The sequence below is a fragment of the Achromobacter sp. 1012554356 genome, assembly GCF_059760815.1.
The window spans coordinates 50,512-71,180 of sequence record NZ_JCBANC010000018.1; the positions used below are offsets into that span (position 1 = coordinate 50,512).

Below are 20,669 nucleotides of genomic sequence, written 5' to 3' on the forward strand. Positions count from 1 at the left end.
AAGACTGTTTGAACCTCCAGGGGGAGCGCACCCCTATTCGTCGGCCTGGGGCAGCGCCCGCTCGGGGCGAATGAGGGAGCACGCGCCTCGGAACGCGAATGCGGGCAGAAGGATGAAAAGCAGCGAACCGCAAAGCGCGAGCGTCACCAGGGTGACTGCCGCGCGCATCATCCACCATAGGCCCGCCTCAATGGCTGCCAGGGCGGAGGCAATGAAGTTCGGTAACGTGGAATCTTGCGGAGCGAATCCGGTGAGCGCGTGCAAAGCAAGGAGTACGCCCGCCCCTATGGCCAGAAGCGTGAGAAAGCCCCTGAGGCCAATCCTGATGTCCGCCACGCTCGGGATGCAGTGCATGCTGACGACCACCACCAGCAGCGCCAGAAGCGCTCCACGGGCGCTTTCAAGGGCGAGGTGATAGCTACCCAGCATCGCGTCGCGAGAAGCCGTCCACAGCCATTGCGCAAACGCTGCGGCCCCGGGCGCTGGGGGCGCGACTTCGGACGCTCCCAAAATAATTACGACCAGAAATCCGCCAGCGATCAACGGGGCTATGCCCTGGATGAGGCAACCGACTTGATGCCTCAGCGAACGTGGGTTGTAGGAAAAGTTCACGTAGCCCATCGTGCCCGAAGCGCGGTCAGGGGCGTACAAGGCCATCTTCGTGATGCGTAGGCCAAAAGCGAGGCAGGCAGTCGCGTGCGCAAGCTCATGAAATGGCGTGCCGACAATCCCGGTGATGCGATAGACGACCCATGCACGCGGCACCAGGGCGAAAACAAACCGGTCCCAAAGAAAGATCAGCAGCGCTGGGCCAAGCAACAGGCATAGGTACAAGAGAATCACATCACCACCCGCAGGCCGGGCGCGCGCGGCGCGCTGCGGAGGCGATCAGCGGCATGGCTTCAAGACGGGATCATCGGGATCGACGCCATTGGCGATGGCCATGTCTCGGTAGCTGTCGTGCAACTCTGCACCGCCATCCGTCACGTCGTTCTTCAATCGGCCCTGAATTCGCATCAAGCGCACCATGAAGTTGTGGTCCGCGCCTCGAAGCAGAAAACCAGCACAAAGGGAAGGACTCTTCACGCCGGATTGATGGCAGGCGAACGTGTTTTGCGCCATGTCGTAGGCCGTGGATGCGGAATGTCGGAAGGATTCTGCCGAGAACTCGCCGACCGCCGAGACGCGCCAGGGGCAGTCCGAGCACGGTTTACGGCGATACGTCGCTCGCCCACCTTCTACAGTGACCACCTGATCCTTGTCGCTGGCGGGACGCACGGCCACCACCCTCGCTTTGGAGGTCTTCTTCTTCGCAGACTTTTCAGGAGATTCGCTCATCGGCCAAAGCTCGCGGTAGTTTGCTCGCCTTGAGCCAGATTACAGCACAAGAGCATGCGGAAATTGGAGACGGCGACTTATCGTAACTCATCGAGCTTCATATACGCCTTGCGCCAGTGAATGACGAGCCTCAAATTCGTGAAGCGAGAGTTGGCTAACCAGCCCCGAAAAGAAGAATAGGCACGAACTTAATGACGGCAGTTGTGATTGCCGCAAACGCCACAAGCGCCAACAGTTCGGTGCCACGCCCATGCGATGGCTGAACTGGTGGGTGCTCCGCGCCAGTGCCGGGAACGGTAAACGCACTGGCCCTTACCACGCCGCGCAACCAATCCACAGCAACGTAGCCAACGCGCAACCATGCGACGAGTAGTACCAAACGGATGGTGTCAAAAGCAAGCAATCGAAAAGACTCGAACAGCGGCGCGTCGTAGACCAGCGAAGCCACGGCCCACATCAAAAGGCCGCCGAAGTTCAGCCCCATAACAATCCACATGTAGGCCTCCAGTGCCTTATTTCGGAAAGGAGCGCTCAGCCCACTTCATCACGTTGCCGTTAAAACTCTCAACCACTTCTTTGGCGCGAGTGGTCGAGAAATCGACCTTCATGCTCCGCATCCAGTCCACGCCGGATTGGCCCATCGCGACCTGTCGCTCGAACTCCGCCTTTGAACGACTTTTCTTCATGGCCAATGTTTCCACCGTGGCCAGCGTGCAATCCACGATGTAGGCCAATGCCTCGCCGGGCGTCCTTACGGTGTGCTTGTCAACCATTGCCGTGCCCTTCCCCGCTCGGTCCGGAACTGGGCGGGGTCGGCAGCAAGGTCACGATGCGTTGGGCGAGCACCCCCGGATCACCTTGTTGGAAAGGATTCACGTCATGGAACTCCGACGCCGAAACCTTAGGGCGACTATCGCCGCGTTCGAAAGGTGGCGGATCTACGACAAGCACTTGGGGATGCGACTTCAACCGCGAACGAAGAAAATCGCGGTCCTGCTGTGCCTGGAGCAAGATTCGCTCGCGCGCGGGGCCGTCCAAACCCTTGCCGAAACCCTCTGCGGTCGGAAACACGGTCGCCTCCGGGTTGGAGCCTTTGACATAGGCGTAGATGGCCGCTTCCAGCTCGAAAGCCAAGTCGCAGTTGTTCGCCCTCAGGCCCAGGCCGCGAAGCTGCTGCGCCAAGCCTGTCAAGGCGTCGTTGATGACGGCATTCAGCGCCTTGGCCTCTTCATAGCAGCCTTGCGGTGCCTCGTCGGCGCAGCGCTTGAAGTGTTCGAGCGCGGTACGCTGGTTCGTGTTCATAGTGGTGGCCCTTCCAGGTGATTATGCAGATCAAGGGTGTCGGTGGACCCAAACGGCGCGGTCTTCATGCCGCTGGCTTGGCGTTGCGGCGCGGTGAAAAGGGGCATGTGCTTAATCCCTTTGGACGGCGCATACTATTCGGGCAAACCGCCCTCACCCTCGGGGGGCGTGGACCGCTGCGAAGCGCCTGGGGCGTAGTCCAGACTCGGGGGCGCGCGGCGTGTTGACGGGCCACCCTGCGCAAGGTGGTCCTCCCCTTGCTTAAACGTGAAAGCGATAAAGCCGTTGAAGTCGGCTTTGGCGCGCTCCACGGTGCGCTCCATGTGTTCGTCAAATTGCTCGGCCACGAAATTCGTGTTCGCTGCGAAGTTGCGTTGCGCACTCGCGATGTCGGCGAGCAGCTTCGCCTTCTGCTTCTCGCTGAGCTTGAGAGATTCCACGGACTCTTTGAGCGAATTCAAACCCTGCATGCCGCGCTCGATGGTCGCGGCCATTTCAGCAGCAAATTGCTCTGCCCGGCCCTTCGGCGCGGGCAATTGGGGCATGACTTCACCGTTAAACCGCCGCAGGGTGCATTGCGCGCCATTGCCGACGTTCATGGAAGACACGAATGTCGCCCAGTCTGCCTCGGACATGTCCACCTCGACCATGGCGACATCGGAAGGCATTGCCCAGTCGGTGCAGCCGCGACGCGTCAAGGTGCTGCCCGCAATGCGCAGACGAACGAAGCTCGAATGCCGCAAGTCCGACCCGTAGAGCGTCGCTCCGCCGCTAATACGGCTGGCGAAAATCTGCGCGTACGCCGGATGCGATCGCACTTCGCAGTCTTCTCCTGCAACGGTTTCGTGGCTGACCACTGGCTCTTGAACGAGATTCTTCACGGTCGATCCTTGCATCATGGGCCGGGGGGCGAATGCCCCTGGTGAGAATTGGGCTGTTGAATGTGCTCGGGTCTATGCCGTCTAAGTCACTGTTGTTTTGCTTTTTCAACGAAGCCCTATTTTAACTCACATCTGGTTCTCAAAGCCCGCCAAGGAAGCAACGGTTACTCTTTCTGAAAGCCCGGAAATTTCATCGTTCCATCACCGCAATCCTTCCGATCAGAAGATTGCATCAAACAAGAGCACTAACGGGACCAATGAAGCCAAGCCAATGGGTAGCAGCACAGCCAGTCGAAGGTAAAGCCCCAGCTTCGAGAAATGAGGCTGCCCGGCAGGGCGGGAGCGCACACCGAAGCGCTCGGGCTGGCGGGTAGCGCTTTTGGCAGTGCCATCGTAGCGACTGACGAGCGGTGATGGGGTTAAGCGGTCTTGATGCTCGTCAGGCCGACCCTGTTGCTCTTCGACATTCGACTCATTTTCGAAGTGGGCATAGTCGTCGGTGGTTTCTTCATAGTCGTCCGGCACATCGCAACCAGCCGGACAATAGCCCAGAGTGATGCCGTGGCTGCAACACCCATTCGCAGCGTTCCAGCGCAGTGCTTCCGCCCTTTCAGCGGGGGACGAGTATTGTCCACTGAGCTTCGCGAGGCGCAGTGCTCGCAGGCGATGATGCGTAGGAAGCCTCTCGATTGCGCGGTCAACGCCCTCGCTATATCGCCCGGTGAACACGTCGTGCGACAGGCCGCTCCCTTGAAGTGCCTCTTTGCTGAGCCGCTGACAAAAGGCGCGCCACTGCGCTTGGTCCAATGTGGCCGGGGCGGTGCCCGAAGCCTGCCCCTCATGGGGGGTGGGCGGCGGGGGCGCAACGCGTGCTCCCGTCCGCTCAATTTCAAGATTGCTCATCAGCATTTCCAGCACGGTACACGCGCTCATCGATATCGACGAATTCATGCCAATGAATGATCCGAATTTTGCGGTAGTACGTCCCACCTTCGTCGTACACGAGGCCCAGCGCAACCAGTTTGCTCATTACCGCTGCGGTCGAGCGCTGATGGCTACGAACAAGGTCTTCGATGCGCGCACCTTCGCTGAAAGCTGAAACCAGGGCATCCTCTTCCTCTTGCGCCCACGACTGCCCTGATCGGGGAACCAGAGGCGCAACAGCGTCCTGGCGCTGACGCCGCTCCCGCTGCTCAATCTGCCACAGCTTGCTTTCTATAGCTCCGACTGAGCGGCCCCAATGCTGAGCCAACGTCGCGACGCTCTGTCCGTCCGCGACGCCAGCACGAACTGCCTCCAGTTCTTCGGGCGACCACTTTCTCTTTTGCATTGGTTTCCTGCGTATGCTTTGTGCCAAGTCGGGAAGCGTTATACCGGGCCTTCCACGTTGGCTGCGGCGCTCATACCGAGAAGGGGTGCGCCCTTCTGGATCTGCGCCAGCAGTGCCGTTTTGTCCCCGAAAAAACGCTGCATGCGAAGCGCCAATTCTGCCACGCCGAGCAGGGGCATCTGGCTTCCTTACGCGCGTGTGCGCAGTATGTGCGCGTTGAATGGTATTGTGACCCATGTTGGCGCGATTGCGCTTCGGGCTGGGCGATGCGAGCGCTCGCTACTCGTTCTGGCTGGCGGATTGTTCCCTCTTCCAGGCCCGGAAAGGCAGTTGCAGACAAAAGCGATACCAGAATGCGAAGAGAAGCAAATAAAAAACAATGAAAGCGTCGGCAAAGCGACGAGTTTCATCGTCTTGAGCTAAGCCGTACAAAACGCTCGCGCAGAGGCAGCAAAAGCCAATGACAACAGCTAAAGAGCAGATGGCAGGCTTCAGACCCGGGAAGTCCTTGATGGAGGGGTTATTGTTTTTGATAACAGCACGTTCTCGTAGGCAGATTGCTTCCTCTTCCCGGCGTTCAGCTTCCTCTTCCCGGCGGACAGCATAAATTGCTAGCAGCCTCACAAAGTAGTGCATAAAAAACCAAGTAAACGCCGGCGCCAAGACGAGCAAACTAAAAATGAAGATAGCTTCGGCAAATCCACGCCATTCAGCGTCTTCAGGTGAAAAATTAAGAACGCACGCACTGATGAAGGAAAAACCAGTGACAAATGCTATCAACCAGATGTCACGCTTCAGATTCGGGAAGAGTATGAAGAAGAGATTATCGTTTTTCATAAGAGCAGATCTTTTGGTGGAGAAACGGTTAACGATTTCGACAGAGGTACAGGGGCGCGACAAAACAAACGGCAAGCGATCCGTTATTTACGATTCGGTTGCCGATTCGGGCGGGGAAACTCCCAAAAGGGGCGTTCCCTTTTGGATGTGGGCAATCAACGTCGCTTGGTCGCCGAAAAATCGCTCCAAGCGCAATGCAAGCTGAGCAACTCCGAGGATCACGGAGTAGAAGAAATCCGCAGCTTCTGGCGAGTATGGCATTTCTTGCGATTGAAAACTTCCGTCAAATGGACTTCGAACGGTGTCGTCCATTCCCATTCCGACAAAGCTGTTCAGACGCCAGATCGCCGGATCCTCGGTCGCAGTCGCATCGTAGATGGGCTGGTACTCGACCTTGATGGCCTGCCCCCGGGTGGTGGTCACTTTGCGCTGAACGACTGCCCCGACCCTGGTCATATAGCCACCACGGGCGGATTTCGTCGCATGAATGGAGCGTAGCTCTTTGGGCCATGCCCCGTATCCATCCGCTCCAGCGCTTGCCGTGTTGCACGAGTTCGATTCGCTGGGTGAATCGCGCCATATCTGCTCTCCAACACGTCCATTTGCTGCAAGGCGACCGTCAGGAAGCTCCCAAGCCGCAGCCTCCGTCGTGATCGCGTAACGGATGACCAATTCCGCATGGACTTCGGGAGCACTGAACTCACGCAATGCAGCTTCGATGAGGCTTTTCAACGGCGCGAGTTGACCACCTGCGATTCGGAAATTTTTCGGCAACTGCTGCATCGAGACAGAGTGCCATCGAGGCTCCGCGTTGCGAAGCGCCTTTACGTTCGCTACCAGCCATTCCGGCACCATCGTCGTGAAAACGCCCTCGGCATTCACGTCGTAGGGCACGCGCAGGACTTGGCGATCACCGTTCTCATCGGTGTAGTCGTACTGAGCGGAGTCTACGCGCGGCATAAATGGTCCTAGTTCGCTTGTCGTGTTTTGAATAACTCATTATAACCCATGCTAACGAAACCGGCTATGCGTGAGATTCATGAGGCGTATCTCAAAGAACTTGGGGTGGCGCGCACGGTTCCCTAAAACACCCCACCCCGCGTCGAATGCTCTATGCAGACAACCAGCGCATGTGCGAGTGCTGCTCAAGCGGCACGCCGATAAGGTCCACCAGAGAATCGTTGATGAGATTGATGATCGCGATGTTGTTCGCGTTGCCGCTTACAGCCACGCAAGCCGTTCCCGGGATCAAGGCGCAACCACGGGGGTCCGCCACGCCGTAGTCCAGCGTGTTGAGGAAGCGAATCTTCTTTGTTCGCGCGTCCTGCACAAGCAGCGTTTGCGAAGCCGCGAAGGTTGCAACAGTAAGGCCCAAGCTCCAATCCTGGGCGAAGGACTGGCCCCGCCGCATGAGCTGCGGTATCGCGTCCGTCTTGCCCGTAATGCCCTTCTCCACATCCACGTAGTGAAGCGGAATCGGCTGGTGAAAGAAGGCGTTCGGCCCCGTTTCCTCCGCCAGCAGATCAACCTGATACTTGATCGCTTCCCGCATCACGGCGATGCTGACCGGGCCGTCTACGACTGGCTTGAGCGCGTTCATACCCATTGCGACGACCTGCCCGTTGCCTTGGTGCGCAAGATGCGTAATCGCCCCACCTTCGTCGGGCAGCTCATGGAAGGCCACGAACTGAAGATTGTCTTTCTTCAGGAACGACACGCCGGGGGACACGAGGTCGTACATGTGCCCCACCGTGTAAGGGCCTTTCCGGGGTGCCGAGCCGTAGTGGGCGACGGCAAGGTACTCGCCGCACTCAACGATTTCGTGCGGCCCCAGCCCGCCCGTTGTGTGCTTGGAAAGCACGGTGCCTTTGTCGTCTAGGTACAGCAGGAAGCCGTTCTTGTCGGGCGCTGCGGAGTTTTCGGCGGCGACCAAGATGCCTTTGCCGTACGGCAAGGAATGGCCTTTAAATCGAATTCCGTCGAATCGGAGCGTGGCTCTCAGCGAGAGGTCGGGGTTGAAGATTTCCAGGACTTCGCGAACATCATGGCCAATACCGAATAGCACGCCGTCAGGGTTGTTCAACGGCGCTGCGATATCGTGCAGGTTGGTGGATGACGACGCAGTGATCGCTAGCGTCCGCATGGGGTAGGCAACCGAAAGAAGACTGGAGGCAATCGTACTTCCGGTGTATTCGCGCCAGTGCCGATCATGCTTGTACGACAAGACGATCAAACGACCCTTCGGAAGAGCGTCCTTGTCGGTCGCGCCTTTAAAATGCCCGTCGCGCTGGGCGAATCCGGCCTGGGCGGCTCCGGAAGCTGCACCAATGCCCGCAGCCAAAGCTGCCTTGATAAATCCTCTTCGGCTGTCCGTGGACATGAAAAAACCCTCATCAAAATTTTTCAGAGGGTTAGTTTAATACAACGAATTGATATCTCTATTTGATAGCCCTCAGAATTGCTCTAACGCGGGCGGCGGCGTTGCCGCAGACAATTGGCTCGCGCCCAATCCCGCTGGATGCACGATGCGATCCCAATCCTGCTTGTCCACGGGCCAACCTTGGCTGTTGAACTTGCGGATCAACATGAAGACGTGTGTCGGCGAGTACAGCTCTTCCAATCCTTTTCGGTCCGAAGTTTTGTAGATTTCGTAGGATTCAACAAGGCTGCGCCGGGGTACGACGTAATCCTTTCCTTTGACCTCGCGGAGCCAGCGCTCATAGCGAGCGCCACCGATCTTACCGAGGACGGCTGGCCCTATCCGATAGAGAGCATTGTCAAGCTTGAACGAGTGAGGCACACCTCTGTAGAACGCGATGGCTCTCTCTGCTTGCTCATCGTCAAGAAAAAGATCCTCATCGACCTCCGGAAACCCTCGAAGGAATCCAGCGGGGGTCAGGTAGAGCGGATCGGAGAACTTCCGCGAACGAAACTCAAAGCCTTTTTGACAAGGACTATTGGCCAGCAAGGAGCCAAACTCTACGGACACCCGATCCGGAACATAGGTCCGCAGGTCGGTGTCGTCCCCCGCGAGGTACAACAACACGGCGCGATCAAGATGCTCCATGGTGGCGGGTGAAACGAGTTCGTCAAAGATCTCGGCAACCTTATCTCGCCACATTTTAGGAATGAGGTGTGGTTGGGAAGTAGAGTGCCAAGTGGACACATGCTTCACTACTTGCCGGGGATAGCCCTTTGCAGCTCCATTGACACTCAAAAGCAATTGAATTGCACGCTGCTTATGGCGTTCGGCTTGACGATTCAACAGTTCATCCATGGTCATTCTGTCCGTACCGGTCCTGCGTTTAGTGTTGTAGAAACCTCTTCAAAAGAAGAAGGTTCGGCGTCTCTCTCCTGCGCTACCTGCTTGCGTGCAGCGTATCCATTCGCACGGGCCAACGCTGCCCACGTCTCTGCATCTTCAATCCGAATGAAGCGCGTGGACAGGCGGTGGCCGCTGCCATAGTAGACGTTGACAGACGCTGCGAACGCGGCGGCGCTGGCTCGCGCAAGCCGCGTAACATCGACGCGGTAAATCCCTGCGTGCTCATGCGCATATTTGAACGTGACATCAAGGCTCGGGTGGATGGCCACCTCCGCCCCGCGAATGTCCAGCAGGTACACGTCGTCGTGAAGGTATTGCATACTGTCTATCAAGTTAGCCCCAGTCGCGCGGTGGCGCACACCCTTGCGTCCCTTACCTCCGTCAATGAACAGCGCCGTCGTGGTCGAATCCCACTGCGCGAAACTCGAAATGATGGCCCTTGCCGTCATGCGTGACGTACTTGACATCGATGCCGTGTTGTTCGCCTTGCCAGACAGAGAGCGACCCGTGCATCCAGCGCCCGAGGACACGTTTCCAGTCATCGGGGATTGCGGCTTGAACCTGACCCTCTACCACCGGCCCGCCGCCATACGATTTAATGGCAGCAGCGACCACCGTCGTGAATTCCGCGCTCTGCGACAAAAGCATCTGAGCGGTTTCCTCGGCAGTAAGACCGGGAAAAGGCCACTTTTCGAAGCGCGCCACGTCCAGTTTGGGCGCGGGCAAGAACTCGATGGTGCCAAGGATGCCTGCGGGGGAGAAGAGTTCGGTTTGTGTCATTGCGCGACCCGCTTGGTGGCTTGAGCCGCCCCAAGTGGAGACGGGCGATTCAACGGATGTGGGTTAATTGATAGACGTATTATAACCCATATGTAGCGGTGTCCGTAAATTGGGATTCGGGTTTCAGAACGTCGATCCGCGCGCCGCAAGTGGCCCGCCCCACACTATGCCACGTTGGTTTCAAGCTCTTCCCGCCGATCCGAACGCCACGCCCACATTCTGAAACCAAGTCCAAAGACGCCAATTGCGCCCGTAGCGATCACAGTGAAAAGAGACACGTTCACAGGTGTTTCGGCGTCGGGTTCAGCCCATTGCGCTACGAACATCGCTCCTAGCACCAACCCGACGGTTAGAAAGACAATGAGCACGTCGCCTACAAAGCGGCGTGTCGCCCTTGTGATCCTGACTGGTGGACTTTTCACAGGAATCTCCTAGATTGCCAAAATGATTGCGGCTTGAACTTGGGCGTAGCTTGCCCTAGTTCGACGCACAGCGTCGTCGAAACAGATCAAGCGCCGCAGAATAGCGCCCGTCTGAAAGCATGTCTATAACCTGCGCGGGTGGCATGCGCGCATGGTTCTTTTGGCCCGTGTACACCACAGCCGACTGATCGGCCGCAAAAACTCCGTGGGGGATGGCGGCGTCCTGGCCAAGCCACATGCGCAGCCGATAATCGACCACCATGCCATCGCTGAGCACGATCCAGCAGTGCGGGCTGACCACGGCGTTATCGATGCTGCTTTGAACGCTGCCAATCATCCTCTGATGAGGCTGTCCGAGAGATTCAAGCAAAGCTGACAGCACAAAGGTCATGCCGTCGCATTCGAGCGCGCAGGAGTCAAACCGGGCCAGGATTGCTTGTAGCTCTTCATTTCCGATGAGGTTGTTTGTCGGCATCCTCGGACCTAACCTTTATCTGTTGGAAGGCACTGAAATTCCCACTTTCGGGCGCTATATGCCTTGGTTATGTCTAGGCCATTCTTCGAGACGGTGGTGAACTGCTTCTCCCGTTCGAGTTCGCGCTCGTTGAGTAGCACGACCATATTTTGCCCGGTTCGATTGCACGCATCGAGCGAGCGGTAGTCGCCATCCGAAAACATCGCTGGCCCGTGCAACCCGAGGGCTGACATGACAAGCAGCCAAGTCGTGGTAGCCATTCTCTATGGTCCCTTTACAAAGTATCCTATGGAGGCAAGGCAGACGCAGCATGCGGTTTTGTGCCGATTTCCCTTGTGAGGGTTCAATCACGCACTGGTGAGCCGCCGACCGCACCAGCCGCTCAGACGGTGCCGCCCCACACGACCTTGAATTGCGCACGCTGCGCAACTTCCCGCCCCAGATTCGCAGCAATCGCGAGCCGTGCCAACTCGTCGGCCCGTTGGCGATTTTCATGGACCGCGTAAGCGCTGGAAATGTCCCGTCCAGGCTCTTTGAGCACAATTGCTTTGCCGATCAATTCCAGCTCGAAATGCCAGCCCTGTGGCGAGCCACAATCCAGAATGCGAAACGTGTCAGGCGGGAGAGGCCCAAAGCGCGCTTCCTGGTATTCGTCCCAGCTAACCCGCGATGTGTCGTTCGCGTTTGCGGCTGCGGTGTCGGGCGGTGTGTAGTTGTTCTGGGCATCTGCCATGTGGATCACCTGAGAAAGCGCCGGTTTCGGCGGGAATTCTGCTCGCACTCTTAAGCGGCTTTGCGCCGCCGCGTGCTGCACGCCACTCGCCATGGCCTAGCGACGAAGTGTATTACGAGACGAGATTCGCGCACGGCTCGGGGATGCGATAGCTCTCCATCATCAAACGAAGCATGGCCACTGCGGTTTCATACGGCACCTCGCTCAAGGACAGATCGACCGTCTCGCCCTTGGCTCCAAGCGTCGCAATGGTTCGTCGCCCGCGCACCAGCGTGTACACGCGGGGGTCATTAGGATCCTGGCGCGTTGGGTCCGCCCCCAACAACACCATAAGTTGACGCACGCGCTTGCGCTCCTGGGCCTTGGCCGCGACCACGCGCCTGACTTCCGGCTCTAGCTTCGCCAAGTACTCCGGATAGCCGGGAAGAAGCCGACGCGAAATATCTGCTGCTATGGCCTCCGGCGCTCGTTCGAGCGACACCCTGATGGGTGGACAAAGCGGCTCGCAGATAACCGCGCTGCTAGCGGCCTGTTGCCAGCGGGAATCGACTCCCGTGTCCGTGTGAAGGGAAACGCTCAGCTTCCCCATCTGGTTTGCAGTGCCGTACGAAAAGAGCAAACCAGCCCATGCGTGAATAGCCAAGCTGACGACGACCTGCCCACGGGTGGAATTCGCGATGTGATATCTCGTCGGGTCTGCGCCGCGAGGCGGGCGAACGACTTCGCCGCCCAGCGCGGAAGCAACTGCTTCGATAACAGCCACGGGGTCGATGGTGCTCGTCATTTCAATTCTGCCTTGGTGATTTCTTTCGGCCAGTAATACGCGGTGCGGTAATAGAAGGGGCTTAGATCAAGCTCAACGCCGACGCGACATGTCCCACCCTCGATGCGGCTGTAGTGCTCTACATCGCGAACGACGCCATACCCGTGAGGCGTGTTCACGCGCTGGCCGGGTTGCAACGTCACTGCTGCGACGCGCCTGCGTTCACGTTGATCCGCACCGCGATGTGCGTAATTTCGTTCGCACGAGGCACCTGAGGGATCTTCTTGATCTCCGCCGCCGCCCCGCTCGAATAGTCCATACGCGAACCGACGATGCTTTGCGGATCATCGACGCGGATGTGCGTCCAGTAGGATCCGTCCGAACAGCGGCTGACCTCAACGTCGCCACCAGGGAAACTGATCACACCAACTGTCGGCTCGGGATTCGAGCGATCCCCGCGAAAGACGATTTCCACACCGTCTGTTGAATGGACAACCTTTGCACGCGCCATGATCCTCACTTATTGCTTAACCAATAGGCGTATTGTAACCCATGTCATAGCGCGCCCCTCTTTTGGGGGGGCGGCGTTACAGTTTTTCAGCTTAGAACCCGACCGCCATCGATCCGTGCGCGCGCGTCATGCGACGCAGCTAGGCGGCGGCGCTGTCGGCGTCAGCCTGCGCGGAGTGCGATAGAACTGTGTTGATGAGCGCGAGGATATGCGGTCGTTGCGCTGCGGTTTCAAATCCCGACTCCGGGTCGAAAACAACGTGGTCCTTTTCGACATAGCGCAGGCGGTTGTAGATCTGCGCTCGCCGAGCGTCGTACGCTTCATTGTTCGCGTTGCGCTCTGTTTCCGCGAGGGTTTCAGACTTCAGGGTAGCCAGAAATCCAATGAACGCGATCACAACGAGAACGCCGATTATGCCTCCCAAGACAAGTCGATCCGTTGCTCCTTCCTTGTGGGCCGTCGCCATGTAGACGAACAGCACCATGAATCCGACGACGAACGCCACGATCATGATGGGACTATTCGCGTAGAAGCTCTCCTGCCCAGATGACTTAGGCGCGGAAAATTGCGCCGCGCGACGGGTCTGGCTGTTGCTCTCGCCGCTCATGGACCCGGAGAACACCCCGATCCCTCCGGTCCCGACACCAACGCCCCCGCCGCTTCCACTCCACGACCCGTGGCTGGATTCTTTGGCGACGATAGCGGCCAGCGCTACGCCTTCGTTTTTGTCTCGGGGGGGGCGGCTGCGATAAATGCTCATAGAGTTATTATGACCCATATAATTGGCCAGCCGCATGATTCGTGCTGGCTGACTGGTAGTAAGTGCGTTCTTGGCGTTTGTTTAGACCGCAGTCTCGGATGTTCGCGTGGACTCCAGCGTGGTCCAACTAGCCACCACGGCCATGTCGGGTGCCGGGTAGCCCGTTTCTTTCGCAAGCGCCGCCAGATCCGCAGCGGAAAATGCCGAGGCCTCAACGGGCGATAAATGGAAGGAAACACCAGTACGGTCGCGCACAGCCTGTTCAATAATCGGCCTGAGGCGATTGGCCACATCCTGCGTCGTCGGATTCTTCATTTCAGTTCTCGCGAGGAAGTTGTCTACACATCTTTTCGAATAGCGCATAACGAAGCTATAGCGCGAAGGTCCAGCCAGCCAAAATAGCGCCCGCAGCAAGCCAGAGGGCAGCATAAATGCCATATCGTGGCGGCTTCACCTCTTCCAGCAGCTTGGCAACCACCGGATCTGAGGGGGGATTGTCGCGGTAATGCCAGATCGCCCAGGCGCGATACGCGCAGACTAGGCCAGCCATGATGCTCCCGGCTGCCAAAAACAGCGTTGCGTATGGTAGCCACCACAGATTCGAAAGCACGGGCTGAATTTCGGGCATAGCACTTATTGCATTGAAAGGGTCGGACTACGATTTCGAGGCCAAGCTTGGACACTACGTTGATCGCTTGCCTGCTAGTTCGATCTCTTTGCGCTGGCCTCAACGGCTTGCATGGCAGGCCCCAACGAAGTGCTCACGCCTTCCGTGTAGCTGGGCCAGGGCACGAACGGGTCCGAAACAAACGCGCCCCCAATCGCGACGCTGTTCGGACAGCGATAGGTCGCCGATTCCGCACGAATATTGCTGACAAGCACGAAGCGGTTGCAATCGACATCGGTCGGATACCCCAATTGCTTGAGCAACAGCGCATTCACAATGCCAGACTGGTCGTTGTCGCGAAAGAACCAAAGATGATCTATGGCGATAAAGGACAGAAGCAGTCCCGCCATCACGGCGAGTACGCCACTGCGCACTTGAATCCCTCGCAAAACGCGAATGCCGTAGAAGCCCGCGCCCCACACGCCACCGACTAGCAGAAGGGAAACAGGGACAGTCATGGATATGTCGGCAGAAACCCCCCCCGCCTCCATTCGAAACCCGTTATAAAGCGCGTACATCAGCGGAGCGGCAGCCAAAACTGTCGGGACAAAAGCTGCGTTGATGGTGAGCATGTCACGCGGCTTCAATGACTGCCAGTTGCCCGGCTCTTGGAGGACGAGGATCAGGCACCGCCATGCGGCAACCATCAATAGGATGGCAGAGACGAGATACAACATAAGTAGACCGATTGTCGGTTGAGAGAAACGCGAAAAGCGTGTGCCGCAGCATGCGAACAGGGCCACCCATTGGCGGACGGCCCTGAAGTTTACATTTCGCGGTGCAGGGCCTTGGTCCGCGACCTTGCTTCCTGCATGAGCCGTTCATCCACGCGCTCGTCAAGAAAGGCGTTCATCGTGATTGCGTCTTCCATGGAAGCGGCAGTGACGTGCGCACCCATGAAGTCTTCGCCGAGGCGGAGCGCATTCACGACTGCATCCCGCTTTTCAGGATCCTCCGGAAGCCGCAGGACCACGGTCAGAATCGCGACCTCGCGGTCCGGCGCTCTGCCCTTGGAAGTTTCTTCGGTTTGCATCGTAATTATTTCCACGGTTGATGACGGCGTTTGAGGGCGGCGACAGATTCCACCCCGCCCCCGCAAAGAAAGTGAGTTCGCCTCCCCATGCTTCTTGGACCTGCGGCATGTTTGGGGGCGAATCATCCGATGGCTCTTGATGGCCACTTATATTTCACGGCTCTTTTTCCGGCTACTGAAGGGTTGGCTCTTCTGACGTGGCCAATTTCCCGATAGCTCTTCTTCCGGCCGTTCCGCATTCCTTGTGACTCTTGGCGGTCACTCCGTAAATCGTTCGTACGCTCGGCGAAGGTTGTCGAGCGCTTCTTCCAGCGCGTCTTGCAGCTCCAGCTCGCTGGGCGTCTGGATCGCCGCCCCGATCTCGGCGCAGTGCTTTTCGTGGGTTTCGGGCATTTGCTCGAACTGCGCCCCCAACGTCGCCATGAGCGCCTGGTTGATCACCATGGCCTGTGCCAGGTGCTCAATTGCGGCTTGCGCATGGGCTGCCACGGTCCGGCGCATCGCGGCAACATCGTCTGCTGCGACCTGCGCTCCTTGCTTCGGCAGAAGGCGCACAGCGGCTGCGATCTTCGTGCGCCAGTCTTCGCGCTCTTCGAATGCCGCCCGCACTCCCTCGGAAATCGTGGGGTGAACGGCGCGAGCAACGCTGCTGTTCGACATATCGACCCTCATTCACTCATGAACACATTAAACCTATTATAACCCATGCCTAGACGCTTTTTGACCCCTACACGCCCTCGTTACACTTTTTGCGGGGCCTTTGCATGCGGGATTTCCCAGCTCCGCAACCCGCACGACCGCCGCCGCCATCGCGGCGAACCGTCGATACCGCGAAGCGGTTCCAATGCCAGGACCACTCACACGCGCCGTCAATCGTGGGGATCCGGGGGCGAGAACACCATGGCATCCGCCTCGGCAAACGAATCTTCCAAGTCAAAGCGCTCCATCAAATCAGGCAATACCCGCGCATAGCGCATGGCCAAGCAGTCCGGCGTCAGGCGATGCTTCGCCGCGAAGGCGGTGCGATCAAACGCCTGGAGGTAGCGCCGCGCCATGTGCATGGCGGCGCGCCGCTCGGCGTGCGACGGTATTGCGGGCGACGTGTGCATTGATTTGCTCGTTGTCTGGCGTTGCGCGTCAGCCCTTTCGGGGCGACCATGCTGCTGGCATCACACGCCAGCGGCTTTTCAAACTCTAGCGGCACGATGCTTCGGGAAATGTGGGGCACGCCGCTAAACATGCCCCACCCCAGCTACTTCACTCAACGTTCCGGCACCCCTGAGGGCGACGGGCAAATCTTTCGCTAGCGCATATCAGCCTCCGAAAGGTAGAGGTGGCTACACCGGCCCAGGTCCGCCACCAAAAGGCCCGCCACGACCCGATTTCGGGCATTGACGGGGACGAAATGATTACGCGTTGTCCTGATCGACCGGCTCTTGCGACGAGGCATCCTCGCTCTCGGGGGCGCTGTCGCCACCTTCGCCGCCATCGGTCGGCAGCAGATCCTGTTGGCGCTCGTCGCGTTCGCCCTTCGCCTGCTCAGCGGCCTTTTTCTCCTGGCGCTCCTTGGCCTTGGCTTCCTTCTCGGCCATCTTTTCCCGCGCGCTGGTGATTTCGTCGCTCATTTCGATCAGCTTGCGCAGCATGGACAGGGGAACGGGAATCGTGGCGTTCTCGTCCACCTCTTCGGCCTGCGCATCCTCTGCAAGAGCCTTCACCGACTGCACCACGCCCACGTCCAGGTTCTTGACGAACGTCTCGACCGCGCCGACTGCGCTCATGGCAACGGGGGCGGGCATCTTGGGGCCTTGGAGGGTCGCAACCGTCACCTTCTTCTTGCCGAGCGACTGGGCCGTTTCCACGCCCTTTTGCAGCACGCTGATCGCGTCCGAGCCGTGCTGGCGCAGCATGTTCAGCGCCAGGGTTTCGGAAATCTTGCCTTCCACGATCATTTCCACGACGGCGCGGGGGGCGGAGCGCAGATCCAGCGAGTTGCGCACATGACTGTCGCTCACGTTCAGGCGGCGGGCGATATCAGCAATGGACAGCCCACGGTTAATGAGGCGATGATTGACGATGCCTTGCTCGTACAGGGTCAGCGGCGCGCCGTCGTTGCTCAGGACGAGATCGAAGTTCAGATCGGTTTCGTCCGTCCCCTCCGGCACCTTCAACATCGGCACGGACACGATGTTCGCGCCCATGGTGTTGGCCAACCGCGCCGCCAGGATCCGGGTGTGGCCAGCGACCACATAGGCAACGATTTCATCGCCCTGCTTGGTCACGAAGCCGGTGATCGGTTTGTCTTGCTGATAGCCGTTGGCGAGCATCAGCGCCGCGATATGCTCAACGCGCGCCTTGTACTGCGGCGTCATCAAGCGAGGGTTGTAGTTCTCGCGAAAGCGCACCTTGTCCAGGGGAATCGCAACGTGGTCGCGGGCCGTCGCGCCCAGGCTCTTGGTGCCCGATTTGAAAGCGGCCATCACGACGTTCCCGTCGAAGTCCTGTTGCAGCGCGTCGAAGTTTTCGATGCTCTGAGCAGCGGTCATGTTAGCGGTCATGTGCTTCTCCAAAAATTAAGTTGTGGTGCTGGGTGAAGTTGGGCGGCTGATGCAGCGGAAGCGCTGCCTCAACCAGTAACGCTATTATAACTCATGCCTTGCGTAAAAAGTGCGCCACGCCGGCGCGTTACACATTTTTGAGGGCAAACTGCACGCCTTCAATCAGCGGCCATGCTTAGCGCCGCGCCCTGCTGTGATCCCCCGGACGCGAGAGTCTATCTGCCTGACCCTGGTCGCGAGCTGAAATCCAACTGCGGCGTTGCGCGCCGACAAACGGCCCGCAATTATTCGAGGTCGTAATCGCGCTCCAGCGAGTTTTCGCTCAGCGGGCACTCCCGGAGCGTCTGGAGCATGACGTGGCCATCGGCGAGGGCGCGAAATACGCCCCGCAGTTGATCCAGGGTTGCATCGGACTGGAATTCGACTTCCACATCCCCGAGAGGATCGAACACAGTGTTGTCCTGGACGGACGCCAGCAAGCCTGCGGCGACGCACGCCTTCTGGAAGCGTTCCAGGTCTGCCGGTGCCTCGGCTCTGAAAGAGTAGGTTTTCATCGGCGCTCCTTGAGGCAATTCGGGTAATTGTGCCTGAACCGTTAGGCCGATCAGAAAAAGCACATCGCCACAATTTCATCGTCCAGCATGTCAGCCGCCGTGTCGGCGTTCACGCCAACTTCGGCCAGGATGTTCGCGCTGTCGTCTTGCTGACCCGCCGCCACGCTCATCGAGGCGATGCTGTCAAAGGTCTTGCCCATTGCCCTTCTCCTTGATGCGGAGCCGAATGCCTGTCACCAGCGGGAGGCGGTGCATTGCGTGTTCGGCGAATCAATGGAGCTATTTTAACCCAGGCATGACAGGTACAGACGAGCGAAAGCCCGGGGGTTACAAAACCACCGGGTTCGGAAACTCCCCGCGTCGCTATGGACTGGGGGCTTGCTGGAAAATCACCCTGACAAAGCAGAGGGGGGCGGCGTGTTGTCCTGGCGCTCCCCTCCGACCTATCAGGCCTTACGACGATTCAGCGCCGTTGCCACCATCTTCGGGGATGAGGAAGCTTTCACGCGGAGTGCCTGCGGCCTCTGCTGCGGCGAGCCAGCGCGGTGCTCTACCGCGTCCGGTCCAGGTGTCGCCCGTTTCGTTGTTGCGGTACTTGGGGGCGACGGGCCGCTTCTCAGCAGCGGATTTTTTGCCGGAAGTAGCGAGTTTGCGCCCACGAAGGCCACCCTTCGTGCCACCGCCAAACGCAGCCACAATCTCCTGAGGGGTGATCGAGTAGTCCTGCATTTGTTTGATGATGGAGTCGATCCGGGGCTGGCGCTGGCGAGCTTCAAGCGCTTCTTTCTTTTTGCGCAGTTTTTCGATTTCCTTGTCGATCTTGGCCTGAAGGGCGGAATACGACTCGCGTGCCATGCTGGCTCCTTATATAAAGTCCGAATTGGTGGTATGCGTAAATGATAAGGCAATCCTGCGTTGCGTGATTTGCAAAGCAACGGGAATTATTGGTCGAGCAATTCTCTTTTGAGAGGGTAAGGCCGGGGGCGATGCCCCGGGAAGTCATCAGATTTCGAATCTTGCCTCAGGCAATTCCGCCAACAATGCAGCGGCTGGCGGTAGTTTCCTTTATCCCCTGGTATTCCTTGTGATCTTTTACGGTTCCGGTCAGTAGCAGCTTGTCGCCCCGGTTTACGGATTCGCGCAAGCCAGAATTGGTGAACCATTTGATGGTATCGCCTGCCTCGGTGCGAAAGCTAATAAGGACTTTCTCACCGCCAAACGCATCGGTGCCGATGGCTTTGGAGCCGTCGAATACGACGGGCAGATCACGGAACCGTTTTCCCACGGTTCCGACCCATTGGGACTCGTGACCGCTTGAATCTTCACGCTTGCGGATCTCCGCGCCCTGCGCCCGGTCCCAGGCCGCGTAAGCGCTCACCACAAGGGCTTCTCGCTTCGGGTCGAATATCTGGTCCTGGGCGAAGATGATTCGCAGGTTGTGCGTGTACTCGTTGGCGGGTCGCATCGCTTCCCGCACCCAGGCGATGATTTTGACAGCCGTGCATTCGTCCTCTTCCGAGTACGCAGCCCGGATCCTGTCCCACAACAGCCCAGCGGAATCGCCATAGCGATCCGGCTGGGGGCGCTTGCTGAGCGCGAAAGCAACACGGGCGCTCGTCGGGGTCGTGGTGCCGTCGTTCGCCGCCTGGGCTTTGCTGCACCATCCAAAGAGGCGCACAACCACCGCTGTCATGGCCACAATGGAAATGATGCTTTGGGCATACTTGTAGGAGCGGAAGCCGCCCCAGCCCTCGTCGCCCTCACTGCCACCGCCACCCACGTCGGACCAGAATGCAAAGTGCGCGGCGATTTCGCTCGGCGTGTCCGTGCCCAAGAACGCTCGCAGGCACGACCGGCCCACGGCCAATTGCGTGCCAGTGGAATTGTCCTGAACCACGAACAGGTGCTTGCGGGCGCGGCTCACGCGGCAGTGCTCGCAATCCCCGGCCCAGGTCATCCACTTCGCGTCCAGCTCGACACCGGGCAGCTTGTCCACGAGCGTGCCATCAGCAGTGACTTCCAGCTTGGCCAGGAACGAGTGGTCGCCGACCTTGAGCGGGCCTGAAGAAATCTCCAGATCGGTCCACTCCACCGTGTATTCGCGGTCGCGTCCCGTCCAATCCCTGCGGGTCTTGATCTCGTCCCAGTGGCGAGCCACCGTATATCCAATCCCTTGCACGCCGTGGCGCGCCGCTTTGCGCACGAGCTTATCAAGCGCTTCACGCGCGTCGGGCAACCGAGCGCGAAGGACAGTAACGGACTTGGAGTGATTCATGCCGGGGCCTCAAGGTCTGGCGGGTGGCAGGTACGCCACGCGCAATAGGCGTATTATAACCCATGTCTGGAAATGCTCACCGCGATTGTCGCGGCGGTTACACAAAGCGCGTAAAGGCGCAAGCA

32 protein-coding genes are annotated in these 20,669 nt (G+C 58.7%); all 32 read right to left on the minus strand.

Annotation, left to right across the window (positions count from 1 at the left end):
• Positions 1 to 33: 33 nt before the first annotated feature.
• Entirely contained in the window at positions 34 to 843 is an 810-nt protein-coding gene (locus AC6LJW_RS11590) for a hypothetical protein (protein WP_498087327.1), read from the minus strand.
• Positions 844 to 888: 45 nt separating this feature from the next.
• A complete protein-coding gene (locus AC6LJW_RS11595; protein ID WP_498087328.1) occupies positions 889 to 1,338 on the minus strand; it encodes a DUF6283 family protein in 450 nt (149 codons plus the stop codon).
• 154 nt (positions 1,339 to 1,492) lie between these two features.
• Positions 1,493 to 1,834, minus strand: a complete 342-nt coding sequence (locus AC6LJW_RS11600) for a hypothetical protein (protein WP_498087329.1) — start codon at positions 1,832 to 1,834, stop codon at positions 1,493 to 1,495.
• A 16-nt stretch (positions 1,835 to 1,850) separates the two neighbouring features.
• A complete protein-coding gene (locus tag AC6LJW_RS11605) occupies positions 1,851 to 2,111 on the minus strand; it encodes a hypothetical protein (RefSeq protein WP_498087330.1) in 261 nt (86 codons plus the stop codon).
• The gene (locus AC6LJW_RS11610) at positions 2,104 to 2,640 is read right to left on the minus strand and encodes a hypothetical protein (RefSeq protein ID WP_498087331.1); all 537 of its coding nucleotides are present in this window, start codon (positions 2,638 to 2,640) and stop codon (positions 2,104 to 2,106) included. The genes AC6LJW_RS11605 and AC6LJW_RS11610 overlap by 8 nt, the downstream gene beginning before the upstream one ends.
• 134 nt (positions 2,641 to 2,774) lie before the next feature.
• A complete protein-coding gene (locus AC6LJW_RS11615; RefSeq protein ID WP_498087332.1) occupies positions 2,775 to 3,521 on the minus strand; it encodes a hypothetical protein in 747 nt (248 codons plus the stop codon).
• Between the two features lie 219 nt (positions 3,522 to 3,740).
• Positions 3,741 to 4,424 carry a hypothetical protein gene (locus AC6LJW_RS11620; RefSeq protein WP_498087333.1) on the minus strand — a complete coding sequence of 228 codons (684 nt, stop codon included), beginning with the start codon at positions 4,422 to 4,424 and terminating at the stop codon, positions 3,741 to 3,743.
• A complete protein-coding gene (locus tag AC6LJW_RS11625) occupies positions 4,411 to 4,851 on the minus strand; it encodes a hypothetical protein (RefSeq protein WP_498087334.1) in 441 nt (146 codons plus the stop codon). Before AC6LJW_RS11625 ends, AC6LJW_RS11620 begins: the two co-directional genes overlap by 14 nt.
• A gap of 38 nt (positions 4,852 to 4,889) precedes the next feature.
• Positions 4,890 to 5,030, minus strand: coding sequence for a hypothetical protein (locus tag AC6LJW_RS11630; protein WP_498087335.1), 141 nt, complete (start codon positions 5,028 to 5,030; stop codon positions 4,890 to 4,892).
• A gap of 100 nt (positions 5,031 to 5,130) precedes the next feature.
• A complete protein-coding gene (locus tag AC6LJW_RS11635) occupies positions 5,131 to 5,688 on the minus strand; it encodes a hypothetical protein (protein ID WP_498087336.1) in 558 nt (185 codons plus the stop codon).
• An 87-nt stretch (positions 5,689 to 5,775) separates the two neighbouring features.
• Positions 5,776 to 6,648, minus strand: a complete 873-nt coding sequence (locus AC6LJW_RS11640; RefSeq protein ID WP_498087337.1) for a hypothetical protein — start codon at positions 6,646 to 6,648, stop codon at positions 5,776 to 5,778.
• Between the two features lie 151 nt (positions 6,649 to 6,799).
• On the minus strand, positions 6,800 to 8,068 hold the full coding sequence (locus tag AC6LJW_RS11645; RefSeq protein ID WP_498087338.1) for a hypothetical protein: 1,269 nt from the start codon (positions 8,066 to 8,068) through the stop codon (positions 6,800 to 6,802).
• A 72-nt stretch (positions 8,069 to 8,140) separates the two neighbouring features.
• A complete protein-coding gene (locus tag AC6LJW_RS11650) occupies positions 8,141 to 8,965 on the minus strand; it encodes a hypothetical protein (RefSeq protein ID WP_498087339.1) in 825 nt (274 codons plus the stop codon).
• Positions 8,966 to 8,967: 2 nt separating this feature from the next.
• Positions 8,968 to 9,333, minus strand: a complete 366-nt coding sequence (locus AC6LJW_RS11655) for a hypothetical protein (protein ID WP_498087340.1) — start codon at positions 9,331 to 9,333, stop codon at positions 8,968 to 8,970.
• A gap of 61 nt (positions 9,334 to 9,394) precedes the next feature.
• Positions 9,395 to 9,793, minus strand: coding sequence for a hypothetical protein (locus tag AC6LJW_RS11660; RefSeq protein WP_498087341.1), 399 nt, complete (start codon positions 9,791 to 9,793; stop codon positions 9,395 to 9,397).
• A 477-nt stretch (positions 9,794 to 10,270) separates the two neighbouring features.
• Complete coding sequence (locus AC6LJW_RS11665) at positions 10,271 to 10,690, minus strand: hypothetical protein (protein WP_498087342.1); 420 nt, start codon at positions 10,688 to 10,690, stop codon at positions 10,271 to 10,273.
• 382 nt (positions 10,691 to 11,072) lie between these two features.
• Positions 11,073 to 11,423: a hypothetical protein gene (locus AC6LJW_RS11670; RefSeq protein ID WP_498087343.1), complete on the minus strand. Its 351-nt coding sequence runs from the start codon at positions 11,421 to 11,423 to the stop codon at positions 11,073 to 11,075.
• A gap of 112 nt (positions 11,424 to 11,535) precedes the next feature.
• Complete coding sequence (locus AC6LJW_RS11675; protein WP_498087344.1) at positions 11,536 to 12,207, minus strand: hypothetical protein; 672 nt, start codon at positions 12,205 to 12,207, stop codon at positions 11,536 to 11,538.
• A complete protein-coding gene (locus tag AC6LJW_RS11680) occupies positions 12,204 to 12,389 on the minus strand; it encodes a hypothetical protein (protein ID WP_498087345.1) in 186 nt (61 codons plus the stop codon). The genes AC6LJW_RS11675 and AC6LJW_RS11680 overlap by 4 nt, the downstream gene beginning before the upstream one ends.
• Positions 12,386 to 12,697, minus strand: coding sequence for a hypothetical protein (locus AC6LJW_RS11685; protein WP_498087346.1), 312 nt, complete (start codon positions 12,695 to 12,697; stop codon positions 12,386 to 12,388). Before AC6LJW_RS11685 ends, AC6LJW_RS11680 begins: the two co-directional genes overlap by 4 nt.
• 139 nt (positions 12,698 to 12,836) lie before the next feature.
• On the minus strand, positions 12,837 to 13,457 hold the full coding sequence (locus tag AC6LJW_RS11690) for a hypothetical protein (protein WP_498087347.1): 621 nt from the start codon (positions 13,455 to 13,457) through the stop codon (positions 12,837 to 12,839).
• An 81-nt stretch (positions 13,458 to 13,538) separates the two neighbouring features.
• Positions 13,539 to 13,772, minus strand: coding sequence for a hypothetical protein (locus tag AC6LJW_RS11695; protein ID WP_498087348.1), 234 nt, complete (start codon positions 13,770 to 13,772; stop codon positions 13,539 to 13,541).
• Between the two features lie 55 nt (positions 13,773 to 13,827).
• Complete coding sequence (locus tag AC6LJW_RS11700; RefSeq protein ID WP_498087349.1) at positions 13,828 to 14,085, minus strand: hypothetical protein; 258 nt, start codon at positions 14,083 to 14,085, stop codon at positions 13,828 to 13,830.
• A 74-nt stretch (positions 14,086 to 14,159) separates the two neighbouring features.
• Positions 14,160 to 14,801, minus strand: a complete 642-nt coding sequence (locus tag AC6LJW_RS11705) for a hypothetical protein (RefSeq protein WP_498087350.1) — start codon at positions 14,799 to 14,801, stop codon at positions 14,160 to 14,162.
• An 89-nt stretch (positions 14,802 to 14,890) separates the two neighbouring features.
• A complete protein-coding gene (locus tag AC6LJW_RS11710; RefSeq protein WP_498087351.1) occupies positions 14,891 to 15,157 on the minus strand; it encodes a hypothetical protein in 267 nt (88 codons plus the stop codon).
• A gap of 258 nt (positions 15,158 to 15,415) precedes the next feature.
• A complete protein-coding gene (locus AC6LJW_RS11715; protein WP_498087352.1) occupies positions 15,416 to 15,817 on the minus strand; it encodes a hypothetical protein in 402 nt (133 codons plus the stop codon).
• Between the two features lie 209 nt (positions 15,818 to 16,026).
• Positions 16,027 to 16,266 (minus strand): hypothetical protein, encoded by a 240-nt coding sequence (locus AC6LJW_RS11720; RefSeq protein ID WP_498087353.1) that lies wholly within the window; start codon positions 16,264 to 16,266, stop codon positions 16,027 to 16,029.
• Between the two features lie 300 nt (positions 16,267 to 16,566).
• Positions 16,567 to 17,715: a ParB/RepB/Spo0J family partition protein gene (locus AC6LJW_RS11725; protein ID WP_498087354.1), complete on the minus strand. Its 1,149-nt coding sequence runs from the start codon at positions 17,713 to 17,715 to the stop codon at positions 16,567 to 16,569.
• Between the two features lie 284 nt (positions 17,716 to 17,999).
• A complete protein-coding gene (locus AC6LJW_RS11730) occupies positions 18,000 to 18,269 on the minus strand; it encodes a hypothetical protein (RefSeq protein ID WP_498087355.1) in 270 nt (89 codons plus the stop codon).
• A gap of 50 nt (positions 18,270 to 18,319) precedes the next feature.
• Positions 18,320 to 18,469, minus strand: coding sequence for a hypothetical protein (locus AC6LJW_RS11735; protein WP_498087356.1), 150 nt, complete (start codon positions 18,467 to 18,469; stop codon positions 18,320 to 18,322).
• A 253-nt stretch (positions 18,470 to 18,722) separates the two neighbouring features.
• Positions 18,723 to 19,124 carry an H-NS histone family protein gene (locus AC6LJW_RS11740; protein ID WP_498087357.1) on the minus strand — a complete coding sequence of 134 codons (402 nt, stop codon included), beginning with the start codon at positions 19,122 to 19,124 and terminating at the stop codon, positions 18,723 to 18,725.
• A gap of 166 nt (positions 19,125 to 19,290) precedes the next feature.
• Positions 19,291 to 20,544, minus strand: coding sequence for a hypothetical protein (locus tag AC6LJW_RS11745; RefSeq protein ID WP_498087358.1), 1,254 nt, complete (start codon positions 20,542 to 20,544; stop codon positions 19,291 to 19,293).
• Positions 20,545 to 20,669: the final 125 nt, after the last annotated feature.

Excerpts from the sequence above, each read along its gene's own strand:
- AC6LJW_RS11595 (WP_498087328.1), bottom strand. The coding sequence starts at position 1,338 with ATGAGCGAATCTCCTGAAAAGTCTGCGAAGAAGAAGACCTCCAAAGCG.
- AC6LJW_RS11600 (WP_498087329.1), bottom strand. The coding sequence starts at position 1,834 with ATGTGGATTGTTATGGGGCTGAACTTCGGCGGCCTTTTGATGTGGGCC.
- AC6LJW_RS11605 (WP_498087330.1), bottom strand. The coding sequence starts at position 2,111 with ATGGTTGACAAGCACACCGTAAGGACGCCCGGCGAGGCATTGGCCTAC.
- AC6LJW_RS11610 (WP_498087331.1), bottom strand. The coding sequence starts at position 2,640 with ATGAACACGAACCAGCGTACCGCGCTCGAACACTTCAAGCGCTGCGCC.
- AC6LJW_RS11620 (WP_498087333.1), bottom strand. The coding sequence starts at position 4,424 with ATGAGCAATCTTGAAATTGAGCGGACGGGAGCACGCGTTGCGCCCCCG.
- AC6LJW_RS11625 (WP_498087334.1), bottom strand. The coding sequence starts at position 4,851 with ATGCAAAAGAGAAAGTGGTCGCCCGAAGAACTGGAGGCAGTTCGTGCT.
- AC6LJW_RS11630 (WP_498087335.1), bottom strand. The coding sequence starts at position 5,030 with ATGCCCCTGCTCGGCGTGGCAGAATTGGCGCTTCGCATGCAGCGTTTT.
- AC6LJW_RS11635 (WP_498087336.1), bottom strand. The coding sequence starts at position 5,688 with ATGAAAAACGATAATCTCTTCTTCATACTCTTCCCGAATCTGAAGCGT.
- AC6LJW_RS11640 (WP_498087337.1), bottom strand. The coding sequence starts at position 6,648 with ATGCCGCGCGTAGACTCCGCTCAGTACGACTACACCGATGAGAACGGT.
- AC6LJW_RS11645 (WP_498087338.1), bottom strand. The coding sequence starts at position 8,068 with ATGTCCACGGACAGCCGAAGAGGATTTATCAAGGCAGCTTTGGCTGCG.
- AC6LJW_RS11650 (WP_498087339.1), bottom strand. The coding sequence starts at position 8,965 with ATGGATGAACTGTTGAATCGTCAAGCCGAACGCCATAAGCAGCGTGCA.
- AC6LJW_RS11655 (WP_498087340.1), bottom strand. The coding sequence starts at position 9,333 with ATGCAATACCTTCACGACGACGTGTACCTGCTGGACATTCGCGGGGCG.
- AC6LJW_RS11660 (WP_498087341.1), bottom strand. The coding sequence starts at position 9,793 with ATGACACAAACCGAACTCTTCTCCCCCGCAGGCATCCTTGGCACCATC.
- AC6LJW_RS11665 (WP_498087342.1), bottom strand. The coding sequence starts at position 10,690 with ATGCCGACAAACAACCTCATCGGAAATGAAGAGCTACAAGCAATCCTG.
- AC6LJW_RS11670 (WP_498087343.1), bottom strand. The coding sequence starts at position 11,423 with ATGGCAGATGCCCAGAACAACTACACACCGCCCGACACCGCAGCCGCA.
- AC6LJW_RS11675 (WP_498087344.1), bottom strand. The coding sequence starts at position 12,207 with ATGACGAGCACCATCGACCCCGTGGCTGTTATCGAAGCAGTTGCTTCC.
- AC6LJW_RS11685 (WP_498087346.1), bottom strand. The coding sequence starts at position 12,697 with ATGGCGCGTGCAAAGGTTGTCCATTCAACAGACGGTGTGGAAATCGTC.
- AC6LJW_RS11690 (WP_498087347.1), bottom strand. The coding sequence starts at position 13,457 with ATGAGCATTTATCGCAGCCGCCCCCCCCGAGACAAAAACGAAGGCGTA.
- AC6LJW_RS11695 (WP_498087348.1), bottom strand. The coding sequence starts at position 13,772 with ATGAAGAATCCGACGACGCAGGATGTGGCCAATCGCCTCAGGCCGATT.
- AC6LJW_RS11700 (WP_498087349.1), bottom strand. The coding sequence starts at position 14,085 with ATGCCCGAAATTCAGCCCGTGCTTTCGAATCTGTGGTGGCTACCATAC.
- AC6LJW_RS11705 (WP_498087350.1), bottom strand. The coding sequence starts at position 14,801 with ATGTTGTATCTCGTCTCTGCCATCCTATTGATGGTTGCCGCATGGCGG.
- AC6LJW_RS11710 (WP_498087351.1), bottom strand. The coding sequence starts at position 15,157 with ATGCAAACCGAAGAAACTTCCAAGGGCAGAGCGCCGGACCGCGAGGTC.
- AC6LJW_RS11715 (WP_498087352.1), bottom strand. The coding sequence starts at position 15,817 with ATGTCGAACAGCAGCGTTGCTCGCGCCGTTCACCCCACGATTTCCGAG.
- AC6LJW_RS11720 (WP_498087353.1), bottom strand. The coding sequence starts at position 16,266 with ATGCACACGTCGCCCGCAATACCGTCGCACGCCGAGCGGCGCGCCGCC.
- AC6LJW_RS11725 (WP_498087354.1), bottom strand. The coding sequence starts at position 17,715 with ATGACCGCTAACATGACCGCTGCTCAGAGCATCGAAAACTTCGACGCG.
- AC6LJW_RS11730 (WP_498087355.1), bottom strand. The coding sequence starts at position 18,269 with ATGAAAACCTACTCTTTCAGAGCCGAGGCACCGGCAGACCTGGAACGC.
- AC6LJW_RS11735 (WP_498087356.1), bottom strand. The coding sequence starts at position 18,469 with ATGGGCAAGACCTTTGACAGCATCGCCTCGATGAGCGTGGCGGCGGGT.
- AC6LJW_RS11740 (WP_498087357.1), bottom strand. The coding sequence starts at position 19,124 with ATGGCACGCGAGTCGTATTCCGCCCTTCAGGCCAAGATCGACAAGGAA.
- AC6LJW_RS11745 (WP_498087358.1), bottom strand. The coding sequence starts at position 20,544 with ATGAATCACTCCAAGTCCGTTACTGTCCTTCGCGCTCGGTTGCCCGAC.